This window comes from Ciceribacter sp. RN22 (assembly GCF_024054295.1).
Classification (GTDB): domain Bacteria; phylum Pseudomonadota; class Alphaproteobacteria; order Rhizobiales; family Rhizobiaceae; genus Allorhizobium; species Allorhizobium lividum.
The window spans coordinates 1,654,927-1,666,759 of record NZ_JAMXLD010000001.1 but is presented as its reverse complement, the minus strand read 5'-3'; the positions used below and the strand labels follow the sequence as shown (position 1 = coordinate 1,666,759).

Here is an 11,833-nt window from a genome sequence, read left to right as displayed (position 1 = left end):
CACGGGGTTTCCGCCATCCCATGATGGATTTCGCAGCTTTCGACCTTACTTCGCGACGAGGCAGGTGCCGCCGGCTGCCCGATAGCGTTCGCAAAGGGCGACGGCTTCGTCCTTGCTGCCACCGACGATCCGGAGCCGATAATAGGTTCCCTTGCCGGCAATCTCCGCCTTCTTGATCTCGTATGCGCGTCCACCGATCACGTTCCCGAACTTCGCCGAGAGATTCTTGTAGGATTTCTGCGCATCCGCTTCCGAAGGCAGCGAGGCGATCTGGATCACATAGCTTCCGGCCGGCACCGAGGAAGAAGTCGTCTCCGTCTCAACCGGCTTGACATTGCCCCGTTCGGTGACCGTGCTGACGATATTGACCGGCTGTTCGGCCGGGCGTGCCGTCGGCACCGGCGCGGATACCGCCGGAGCGGCAGCCGTTTCCACACGTGCCGGCTCGGCGGGGACCGCCGCGGTTTCGGCCGCTGGCGTGGTGGCGCCGGCGCTTGCCGGCTGCGCGGTGGTCGGCGTCGCGGGTTCGGCAACCGTCTGCGGGCTTGCCGCGTCCGTGGGCGTGGCCGGCGCGGCCGATGCCTGTTCTGCCGGTGCCGTGGTCGGCGGAGCAAGCGCCGGAGCAACCGGTGCCGACGGAGCCGCAGCTTCCGTCGTCGGCGGCTCGACTTCCTGCGCCACCAGCGTTCCATCCGGACGGACGATCATCGTGCGCACCTTGCGCGGTGCGATCGTCACGGGATCGCTGGTGCTGCCTGCGGCCTGCTGGTTCGCGGGCTGGTCGCTCGGCAGCAGTCGCGGATCCTCCGTCTCGCCAACCGGCGTCGGCATAGCGTCGGGCTCGTTCTCGCCTTCGAGCGGCAAGGTCTCGGGTATCAGCGTCTTCTGGACGACGTCGACCGGCTCCTCGCTGGATGAAATCAGGCTCGGCTGCTTGGGATCTTCGACGGCCGCGCCGGCGACACGGTCGTAGACCGCCTTGTCCTGGTTCGGCACCGTCTTGCCGCCCTTGTCCTCGGGCACGACCTTGACCGGCTGCTTGTCGGCGGCGATCACCACCGGCTCGCCCGAGCCGAGAACCACCGAATCCGAACCGGTCATCCAGGCATAGAGGCCACCGCCCGCCAGAAGCACCAGAACGCCGGCGGCAGAGGCCGCGAGAAGCCTGCCACGGGAAGGCCGAGGTTCGTCGTAGTCGACTTCCTCCGGGGATGGCTGAAGCGGAATGCGATTGACCGCGCCGGCAAAACCCTTGTCGCCCTCATAGGAGCGCTTCAAGTCCTGTTCGAGCGCCTTTTCGAACGCTTCGAAATCATCGGCAATCGCGGCGGGAGCAGCTGCTGTCGCGGCCGGGGCAGCAGCGACCGGAGCCGGCGGTGCCGCAGCCAAGGCTGCCGCGGCGGGAACCACGGCGTCGCTCAGAAGCGACGCCAGTTCGGTGTCTATGTCGAGATCGTAATCTTGGCGAGCAACCACCTGCTCCCTGGGTTCGTGAACCGGGATTTCCGGCACGTCCAGGGCCGCAATCGACTCGGGACTTTCGTCCTGCTCGGAAATTTCCGAGAGGTCGAAGGGCAAGTCCTCATCCTCGTGGATCACCGGCGAGGCCGAGGCAGGAGCCGCGACTGATACCGGCAGGGGCGCAGCAGCCGGCGCCGCAGTCGCCACAGATCTTGCGACTTCGACCGGCACGGATGGCGCCTTCGCAGCCACGGGCTCGTCGCGGAGGCTTTCCGCCTTGGCGACCTGCGCCGGTTCCGGATCAATCTCTAGGTCAGAGAAGTCGAGTTCGATGTCATCGAGATCGAGTTCGAAAGCGCCGTCCGCGAAGGGGTCGAAGGCATCCTCGTCGATCGCAGCCGATTGGGCGCGAGCAGGCTCCGCAGGCGGGACGGCCGGTTCGGCTGCGGCATCGGAGGCAGGCTCGAACCGATCCTCGTCGGCGGCGAGTTCGTCCGCGAAGGAGAAAGAGAAGTCGGGCTCAGTCCTGGTTGCCGGCCCTGCGGATACCGGCGTACTCTCCGGCATTGTCACAGCAGGCGTGCTGTAGCTCTCTGCGCCTGCGGAAAACACCTCGAAGACGGGATCGGACGGACGCTGGGCCTCGCCCTCGACTGTCACGCGCTCGATCGACTGCGATCCGGGTCCGGACATCCAGCTCGACGTTTCGACCGGGCTGAGACGCGGCGCCTCTTCCACCTCTACCGCAGTCGGCTCCTCGCGCTCGGCCGTGAAGGCCGGCTCCATGCGAGGGGCAGGCCGTTGCGCAACATGGAAGTTGGCAAGCGGCAGCTTCAGGCGAGGCTCGGCGTCAGCCCTCGGCCAAACCGGCTCGACAGGTCCGGCGGAAACCGCCATTTCGAGTTCATCGGCAAGATCGGAGGCAATCGTCTCCGCCACTTCGGGCACGATGGCCTGCTCGGCATTGAGGAAGGTTTCTTCGGCTTCCGCCAGCACGGCCTCGTTGGCGCCGGCCGTGTTCAGCTCCAGCTCCTCGCGCTCATCGATCGCGTCGAGGACTGGGACGGTTTCCACGATCTCCGGCGCGACATAGGCGGGCTCGATCTCGGGGGCCGCGACTGGCTGGCCACGTTCGTAGTTCTCGAACTCTCGCAGCAGCTCGTCTTCCAGACTGCTCGGCTGCGCGACTGGCAGAACCGGAGCGACCGGGCTTTCGACCATCTGCGGTTCACGCAGTACGTCGCGAGCGGCGGGCGGCTCGAAGCCGACAATCCGGGCCAGCTCCGCCAACGGATCGTCGTCAGCGAAGTCTTCGCCGCCCAGGCGACTGTTGTATGCGGCTTGTTTCTGTACCATTACCTAGTTCCACTCACTAACGCGACTACACGCCATGCCAGTGCTTTGTGGGGAAATGGTGACAATACTATCGCATTTCAACCGGAGCATCAGTGCCCGTAATGGTCAGTCCGGACTTCAGAACAGAGGCGACAGCACGCACCAGCCCAAGCCTGGCGATGCTCAATTCTCGGTTTTTATCGTTAACAAATCGTAATTCCGGTTGATCCTTGCCTTTGTTCCAGTGCGCGTGGAAGGAACTGGCGAGATCATAAAGGTAAAACGCCACGCGATGAGGCTCCTGCGACTGTGCCGCAGCTTCGATCACGCGCGGATACTCGGCAAGCTTCGCCACCAGTTGCAGCTCTGTCGGATCCTCGATCACTCCCATCACCGCCGACGACAGGTCGAGCCCATCGAAGTCGAGGTCTGGAAATGCTTCCTTCGCCTGACGGAAGACCGACATGCAGCGGGCATGCGCATACTGCACGTAGAAGACCGGATTATCCTTCGACTGTTCCGTCACCTTGGCAAAGTCGAAGTCCAGCGGCTCGCTATTCTTGCGGTAGAGCATCATGAAGCGGACGGAGTCGCGGCCGACCTCGTCGACGACGTCGCGCAACGTCACGAAATCCCCCGACCGCTTGGACATCTTCACCGGCTCGCCGTCGCGATAGAGCTTGACGAGCTGGCAAAGAAGAACTGTGAGCTTCGTCTTGCCGCCGGAGATCGCCCGCGCCACCGCCTCCAGGCGCTTGACGTAGCCGCCATGGTCGGCGCCGAGCACATAGATCATCTCGTCGTAGCCGCGATCGAACTTGTCCTTGAAGTAGGCGACGTCGGCGGCGAAGTAAGTATAGCTGCCGTCCGACTTCATCAACGGCCGGTCGATGTCGTCGCCGACCTCGGTCGAGCGGAAGAGCGTCTGCTCGCGATCCTCCCAATCCTCGGGGAGCTGGCCCTTCGGCGGCGGCAGGGTGCCGCGATAGACGTGTCCCTTGAAGGTGAGGTCGTTGATCGCGGTGCGGATCGCCGCCGCGCCGTTGGCGTGCAGCGCGCGCTCGGAAAAGAAGACGTCGTGGTGGACGTTGAGTTCGGCGAGATCCTCGCGGATCATCGCCATCATGGCGTCGATCGCCTTGTCCTTGACGATCTGCAGCCATTCCTCTTCCGGCATGTTGTGGAGCCGGACGCCGTATTCCTCCGCCAGAGCCTTGCCGACAGGGACGAGGTAGTCGCCCGGATAGAGGCCGGCCGGGATTTCGCCGACATCCTCGCCCAAGGCTTCGCGATAGCGCAGGAACACGGATCGAGCCAAGACGTCGATCTGGGCGCCTGCGTCGTTGATGTAGTATTCCTTGGCGACCTCGTAGCCCGCGAACTGCAGGAGATTGGCGAGCGCATCGCCGACGACGGCGCCGCGGCAATGGCCGACATGCATCGGACCGGTCGGATTTGCCGAGACGTATTCGACGTTCACCTTGCGACCGGAGCCGAGAACGGAGCGACCGAAGTCGGTCCCCTCGGCGATCACCGCCGAGAGCAGTCGCTGCCAGTACGCCGTCGACAGGCGGATATTGATGAAGCCGGGACCAGCGACGGAGACGTCGGAAATGTCTTCGTCTTCCTTCAGCTTCTCGCAGATGACATCGGCAAGAGCGCGGGGATTCATCGCCAGCGGCTTGGAAAGCACCATCGCGGCATTGGTCGCTGCGTCGCCGTGGCTCGCATCGCGCGGCGGCTCGACGACAATTCGCCCGAAATCAAGCGCGGAACGCTTTTCCTTCACGATTTCCAAGGTTTCGAGCGCGTTCTTAATTCTTGTTTCGAAGTCGGCGAAAAGATTCATCTTCGTTTTCCACGCCGGAACTCTCAAGCTCCGGTTATGTACAGGGGAATTTGCTGGCCGCTGCCTAGCGTAAATCGGGAGTCCGGTCAAACAGACGACGGTGGGCATTAACCGCATAGGTGTCGGTCATCCCCGCCAGATAGTCGCCGACGTGCCGGGCCTTGGCGGGTTCGTCGAGGCCTGCGATGTGGTCGACCCAGTAGTGGCTGCTCATCAGCGATGGGTCTCGCATGTAGGCCTGGAAGAGATCGGTGACGATCTGCGCGGCGCCGGCGCGGATCCGCATGATCTCCGGATGGCGGTAGATGCGGCTGAACAGCAGGCGTTTGATCTGCCGGTCGGTCTCGGCCATCCCCGCGGAGAAGGTGGCGATCGTGCAGTCGGCGTGGCGGACGTCCGCCGCACATCCGGGCGTGATCTCCCGCAGACGTTCCTGCGCCACCGAGATCACGTCCTCGACCATGCGGGTGATCTGGCGGCGGGTAATCTCGTGGGTGAAGCGGCTCGCCTCGAGTCCCGGATAGAGCCCGTGCACTTCCGCCATCAACCCTGCGAGGAACGGAACCTCCTCCAGCATCTCGAAGGTCAGGTAGCCGGAGCGCAGGCCGTCGTCGATGTCATGGGTGTTGTAGGCGATGTCGTCGGCGATCGCCGCTACCTGCGCCTCCAAGCTCGCATAGGTGTCGAGTTCGAGATCGTGGAGCTCACAGTAGTCGCGGATCGGCTTCGGGACAGGTCCGCGCGTGCCCTCGCCCGTCGACGTCAACAGCGGCCCATTGTGCTTCACCAGACCTTCGAGCGTCTCCCAGGTGAGGTTCAGCCCGTCGAATTCGGCGTAGCGACGCTCGAGCTTCGTCACGATCCTCAGCGATTGGGCATTGTGGTCGAAGCCGCCGTAGGGCTTCAGAACGTCGTGCAGGGCGTCCTCGCCCGTGTGGCCGAAGGGTGTATGGCCGAAGTCGTGCACCAGCGCCACACCTTCGGCGAGATCTTCGTCCAGCTTGAGGGCTCTGGCGAGCGCACGGGCGATCTGGGCGACCTCGATCGTGTGGGTGAGCCGCGTCCTGTAGTGATCACTGTCCGTGCCGATGAAGACCTGCGTCTTGTGCTTCAGCCGCCGAAAGGCCGTCGTGTGGACGATGCGGTCGCGGTCGCGCTGGAAGTCTGAGCGCGTCGGACTGCTCACTTCAGCAAACAGGCGCCCGCGAGACGACCACGGGTCTGCAGCATAGACCGCCCGTTCACCGGTACCGAAACCCAACGCAGCCCTGTCGATCGTCATTGTCCGTTCCGTCTCGTCCCCATTGACGCCCGTTGCCCGCCTTCATACCTATAGCAGACGATCCCGCAAGCAAGAGAGCGTGCCGGGAGCCGATTTGACGGCAAAAGCGAGCAAACAGGGGCCGCTTCAGGCCGGCTGCCGGGATCAACCATCGATTTTCCACGGGCCTTGAACCCGTCAGGAGGACAAATGAGCGAATCGACCATCACCCTTTCGGACGCCGCGGCCAAGAGGATCGCGGCTGTGGTTGCCGCGGAGCAGGACAAGCACGCCCTGCGCGTCTCCGTCGAAGGCGGAGGCTGCTCCGGCTTCTCCTACAAGTTCGACCTCGAAGGCGCGCCGCAGTCCGACGACCTCGTCATCACCAAGGATGGCGCGACGGTCGTCATCGATCCGGTTTCGCTCGTCTACATGAGCGGATCGGAGATCGACTTCGTCGACAACCTGCTCGGCCAGTCCTTCCAGATCAAGAATCCGAACGCGGTCGCCAGTTGCGGCTGCGGGACCAGTTTTTCGGTCTAATGTCGCCAATACTGCTGTGAAAGCCGGCCGGGCTCGGACCCAGCCGGTTTGTTCCTGTCAGTGACCGCCATCGCCGGCCAGGGCAGCCTCGCGCAGTTCCGCATCGCTTGCGGAAGAGGTGCCGTTGAAGAAGACGTTCAGCACCACGGCAGAGATCGAGGCCAAAAGGATGCCGGAATCGATCAGCGAATGAATGCTATGCGGCATCCACTGCTTGAAGTTCGGCGCGACCAGCGGGATCATGCCGAACCCGATGGATATCGCGACGACGAACAGATTGTTGCGGCTGGTCTTAAAATCCACGCCCGACAGAATCCGGATCCCGGTCGCGGCGACCATGCCGAACATCACCAAACCGGCGCCGCCGAGCACGACGGTCGGCAGAGATTCCACCAGGGCCGCCATTTTCGGAAGCAGGCCGAGGATGATCAGAATCAACCCGCCCGCGACGCAGACGAAACGCGACTTGACGCCGGTGACGCCAACGAGGCCGACATTCTGCGAGAAGCTCGTATACGGGAAGGTATTGAAGATACCGCCGATCAGCGTGCCGAGGCCGTCGGTGCGAAGGCCCGCCGCCAGCATCGGCTGGGTTACCGGCTTGCCGGTCATCTCGCCGAGGGCCAGAAACATGCCCGTCGACTCGATCATGACGACAAGCATGACGATGATCATGGTGACGATGAGGACCGGGTCGAAGATCGGTACTCCGAAATGAAAGGGCAGGACCGGCGCGAACCAGGCGGCATTCGCCACCTTGTCGAAAGTCATCATGCCCGTGGCTGCGGCAAGGATCCCGCCGATGACGATGCCGAGGAGGACGGAAATGTTGGCGACGAAGCCCTTGGCGAAACGCGCAATCAGCAGGATCGACAGGAGAACGACGGCCGAGACCGCGATGCCGGAAAGCGGCGCGTAGGCGGCGTTCGGCACGCTCGGGGCCAGCGCAAGCTTGACCGGTATCTCCGGGATGGCTCCTGCCCCGGTCGCGGCCAGCACCTTCACATCCTCCAGCCATTTGGCATGGGCCGGATCGAGAATGCTCGGCGCCGTCGGCCCGAACGGATTTCCGAAGATCCAGTTGATGCCGATCCGCATCAGCGAAACGCCGATGATAAGGATGATCGTACCGGTTACGACCGGCGGAAAGAAGCGCAGCAGGCGGCTGACCAGCGGCGCAATCAGCATGGCGACTATGCCGGCACCGATGATCGAGCCGAATATGAGGCGCGCGCCATCGGCGCCGCCCGAGATATTGGCCATGGAAACCATGGGACCGACGGACGCGAACGTGACGCCCATCATCACCGGCAGGCGGATGCCGAACCATTGGGTGACGCCGAACGACTGGATCAGCGTGACGATGCCGCAGGCGAACAGGTCTGCGGAGATCAGAAAAGCGACGTCTTCCGGCGGCAGTTTCAACGCGCGGCCGATGATCAGCGGTACGGCAATGGCACCGGCGTACATGACGAGAACGTGCTGCAGGCCGAGTGTCGCGAGCCGCGATATCGGCAGCACCTCATCGACCGGATGCGTCTTGGTACTGACGTTTGACATGAGTAGTGTCCCCTTTTTCTTGCGGGCGTTTGTCGCCCGGCGCTGCTTGCCCCAAAAGGAGCGGCCGCCGGCTCTACCTCCCCCATGAGCCGGCCAGGGAAGAATGGAGTGTTGTCATCGAATGTCAAAGGGGCGGCGGCCGACAACGCACAAAAGCCGGTGGCAAAATTCGCCCTGTCGTCTATGAAGAAGGGAAGACGAAGGGAAGCAATCCATGAAGATCGCCACTTGGAACATCAACGGGGTGAAGGCGCGCATCGCAAATCTCTGCGAATGGCTGAAAAGCTCCGCGCCGGACATCGTCTGTCTCCAGGAAATCAAGTCCGAAGACGCCGGCTTTCCGAGACTGGAGATCGAGGCGCTCGGCTACCACGTCGAGACGCATGGCCAGAAGGGGTTCAACGGGGTGGCCTTGCTCTCGAAGATGAAGCCGGACGAGGTCAATCGCGGTCTGCCCGGCGATGACGGGGACGAGCAGGCGCGCTTCATCGAAGGCGTGTTTTCAGTCAAGGGTGGCGCGCTGCGCGTCTGCTCGCTCTACCTGCCGAACGGCAACCCACCGGACGATCCGGTAAAGTATCCCTACAAGCTCGCCTGGATGGAGCGGCTGAAGGCGTTCGCCGAAGACCGTCTCGCGCTGGAGGAACCGCTGATCCTCGCCGGCGACTACAACGTCATCCCGGAGCCCTACGACTGCCACGATCCGCTGGCCTGGGCGGGCGACGCGCTCTTCCTGCCGCAGACACGCGAAGCGTTCCGCCGGCTCGAACATCTCGGCCTCGTCGACGCAGTGCGCGCGACAACCGACGAGACGAAGCTCTATTCCTTCTGGGATTACCAGGGCGGCGCCTGGCAGAAGAACAACGGCATCCGCATCGACCACCTTCTGCTCTCGCCGGAGGCAACGGACCGTTTCCGGGCCGCGCAGATCGAAAAGCACGTGCGGACGTGGGAAAAGCCCTCCGATCACGTGCCCGTCGCGGGCTGGTTCGATTTCGAGGCTGCCTGACGGCCGCCGTCATTCGGGCTGGCGGTAGATCTCCGGAGCGAGCGCGATCGCCACGCGACGATCGTTTTCACTGGCGAGCGAGAAAGCCTGCTCCTGCAGGTCCTGCATCCACAGACACTCGGACGGGCTGCACTTGTCCAGTGCGGCGGTCATGAAGGCGAGTCCACGGACACTCTGGCCTTCCTGGAAAATCAGGTTCCCGAATACCGCCATGGCCCCGGGGTGGCCGCTCTTGCGCGCCAGATTGAGCCATTTCTTGGCCTGCTGGGTGCTGACCTTGCCACCCTCGCCCGTCAGCATCATTCGGGCAAGCTGGAACTGCGCCTCCGGAATGCCGAAGGTCGAAGCGACCTGGAAATAGAGTTGACGCGCCTGCGCGAGATCGATCTTGATGGGACTGCCCGGAATGCCCTTGCGATAATAACCGGCCAGCGCCAGCAGCGCGTTGACGAAGAAACCGGTATCTTCCGAACCCGGCTCGACACCCTGGCTTGCGATCTCCGAGTAAATCTTGAACGCCTCGAAATCGTCCTCGACGACGCCGTCGCCATCCGCATACATGTTCGCGAGCGCCCAACGCGAGCCGGTGTGACCCTTCTCGGCGGCATAGCGGTAGGCTTCGACAGCCTCCTGCTTCTGGCCGTTCTTGTAGGCCTTGAAGCCGAACTTGAAGAGGTCGAAGGGTCCTGACTCCTTGCTCACGCCAGCATTGATGTCGAAGGCATGCCCCGCCGCCGTCCCGGCGAGGACGAAGAGCAGCGAGGAGAACAGCAGCTTACCCGGATATTTCCAGTCTGGCGTTTGCATGATTGCGTATTTCTTCCACATCACCACAGACGACGGCAGCCTTCGAGGCCTCGTTCGGCTCGACTTGCCATGTCCGTGAAACTATTGTCCGCGACACTGGTGAACATACCGTTCACCGTCACGCCTCCTCCGGCATGCGTTGCTTTGTCAGGCAACGAGAGGTCATCGGCGACCTTCTTCAAGGTAGTTTGTATTTCGGGCAAGACTGCGGCTGCGGACGTCGCAGGCGCCAAAAAACTCGCGGCGCAACCCCGAAACACCGATCTTCTCGGCGCGTCTGCGGAATTCAGAAGGTTTTCTGCGGCTACAAGGCTCATGTCTTACTCAACCGACGAACTACGCAACACCCAACTCAAGCATTCGTCGCTGCATCGCTGCGCTCCGTTTGTGGCGGGAAATGGACAAAATCCCCGGATATGCGGGGTCTCCGCAACGATAGGGAAAATGTTGCCGATTTGCCACATTCCCTCGCCCGCCGCAGCCATACAACGCGAAAAGCCCGGACAAGCCGGGCTTTTCAATATCAATGATGCGGATCTCAGAAGGTGATCCGGTAGGAGCCGGAAACCGCGTAGGCCCAATCGCCGTTCGCCGTGGCAGTGAAGGGAGCTCCATCACCCGCCGGATTCGTGTGCTGGCTGCCTTCGGTCAGGTAGCTAACAGCGCCGCCGAAGCGAAGCTCACCCGGGCCGGCCTTGACGGAGACGCCGGCGGCGACGGTCCAGGTATCGGAGTAGATGTCGGCGCCGGTTGCAACGCCACTGTCCCAAGTGAGGTTCACCGTGCCGGCGAATTGCTCGTTGAACTTGTGGGCGACGCCGGCCTGAAGCGTCCAGCCGTCCTTCCAGTTGTAATAGTCATGCTGCGGCAAATAGACACCTGGCATCGGCGTCCCGAGACTGTAATCAAGGGTCTGCAGAACGCTCCAGTCGGTCCACTTGACCGAGCCGTAAACCAGCCAGCCGGGGGCGACACCGGTCTGCAGGCTGAGCTTCAGCGACTGCGGCAAGGTGCCACTGCCATAGGCGTCCTGCAATCCCCAACCCGGACGAACCGTCGGATCCCAATCAAACGACCCCACGTCCGCGTTGTGGTCAACCTTGGAACGGTACATCAACTGCGCACGCATCGCATATTCCGGGATGTCGTAGGCGACACCGAGGCGATAACCGAAGGCTGCCTTATCCTCGAGCTTCAGGTCACCGGCGTAGGCGTTCGCTGTGTACTTGAAGTCCTGCAGGAAGACGCCGCCGAGGAAGTGGATGCGGCCCTTGCCAGCCTGCGCGCTCACGTCGCAGGTCGCACCATATTCGTTCGTGATGAAGTCCTTGTGGCTGGCGCCCGAACCGCCGGCCATAAGGCTTGCCATTTGAGCCTGCGGGCCATAATCCGCATCGGCGCCGAAGGGCTGTGTATAGGTGAAGGCGCAGCCGAAGTTTTCAGACATCTGGAACTTCGCGGCGAAGCTCGGAATCCAGTAGTCGTTGGTGTAGCGGTCATCGGTGCCCGCGGCTCTGCTAGGACCAATGGTGTCGAATTTGCGATGCGGAGAAACATAGATGACGCCGCCCCGCGCCACGTAGGTTCCGTCTTCAAACAGGATGTCGGTATCGGCCTCGCCGCGACTGAAGCCACCGGCGTTCGCTACCGACGCCAGGGCGCCGAAACCGACCGCGAACACGACACTGGACTTAAAAAATTGCTTTGCCATCTCTCTCCCCACTCCAAGGCATAACGACTGTTGGGCATTCTAATCACGGTCTTTGATATCACAACGTTACCACACCAGAGACCACCGCCGCCGCGAACCGTCCAAATTTACGTAAAATGCTGACGCACACGTAAGATATCGGAAACTGAGCAACAAAATTCCCATAGCTCAACCGGATTACGCATTTTGAGGTAATATTTTCCAGTACGCGAACGATCTGTTACCCTAAAAACACACTCACAGATTTGTGACCAATCACAGACAACGTGGTTCTCGAAGCGCTTCGAGCGACATTTT

8 protein-coding genes are annotated in these 11,833 nt (G+C 62.4%); 2 read left to right on the top strand and 6 right to left on the bottom strand.

The window, feature by feature from the left end:
* Positions 1-45: 45 nt before the first annotated feature.
* The 3 genes from NHF53_RS08240 to NHF53_RS08230 all read right to left on the bottom strand — a co-directional run bounded on the left by NHF53_RS08240 (position 46) and on the right by NHF53_RS08230 (position 5,927).
* The gene (locus NHF53_RS08240; protein ID WP_252833787.1) at positions 46-2,817 is read right to left on the bottom strand and encodes an SPOR domain-containing protein; all 2,772 of its coding nucleotides are present in this window, start codon (positions 2,815-2,817) and stop codon (positions 46-48) included.
* Between the two features lie 67 nt (positions 2,818-2,884).
* Positions 2,885-4,645, bottom strand: coding sequence for an arginine--tRNA ligase (argS, locus tag NHF53_RS08235; protein ID WP_252833786.1), 1,761 nt, complete (start codon positions 4,643-4,645; stop codon positions 2,885-2,887).
* A gap of 64 nt (positions 4,646-4,709) precedes the next feature.
* Positions 4,710-5,927, bottom strand: coding sequence for a deoxyguanosinetriphosphate triphosphohydrolase (locus NHF53_RS08230; RefSeq protein ID WP_252833785.1), 1,218 nt, complete (start codon positions 5,925-5,927; stop codon positions 4,710-4,712).
* A 189-nt stretch (positions 5,928-6,116) separates the two neighbouring features.
* On the opposite strand from NHF53_RS08230, the gene erpA reads away from it, so the two are divergent.
* Positions 6,117-6,449, top strand: coding sequence for an iron-sulfur cluster insertion protein ErpA (gene erpA, locus NHF53_RS08225; protein WP_252833784.1), 333 nt, complete (start codon positions 6,117-6,119; stop codon positions 6,447-6,449).
* 57 nt (positions 6,450-6,506) lie between these two features.
* On the opposite strand, the gene NHF53_RS08220 is transcribed toward erpA, so the two are convergent.
* Positions 6,507-8,009 carry a nucleobase:cation symporter-2 family protein gene (locus tag NHF53_RS08220; protein ID WP_252833783.1) on the bottom strand — a complete coding sequence of 501 codons (1,503 nt, stop codon included), beginning with the start codon at positions 8,007-8,009 and terminating at the stop codon, positions 6,507-6,509.
* Positions 8,010-8,223: 214 nt separating this feature from the next.
* Here NHF53_RS08220 and xth point away from each other — a divergent pair, with 214 nt between their 5' ends.
* A complete protein-coding gene (gene xth, locus NHF53_RS08215; protein WP_252833782.1) occupies positions 8,224-9,018 on the top strand; it encodes an exodeoxyribonuclease III in 795 nt (264 codons plus the stop codon).
* A gap of 9 nt (positions 9,019-9,027) precedes the next feature.
* Here the strand turns inward: xth and exoR are convergent, their stop codons facing one another.
* Together exoR and NHF53_RS08205 are read right to left on the bottom strand one after the other, a co-directional pair.
* Entirely contained in the window at positions 9,028-9,825 is a 798-nt protein-coding gene (gene exoR, locus NHF53_RS08210) for an exopolysaccharide production regulator ExoR (protein WP_114363069.1), read from the bottom strand.
* 538 nt (positions 9,826-10,363) lie between these two features.
* A complete protein-coding gene (locus tag NHF53_RS08205; protein WP_252833781.1) occupies positions 10,364-11,536 on the bottom strand; it encodes an OmpP1/FadL family transporter in 1,173 nt (390 codons plus the stop codon).
* Between the last annotated feature and the right edge of the window lie 297 nt (positions 11,537-11,833).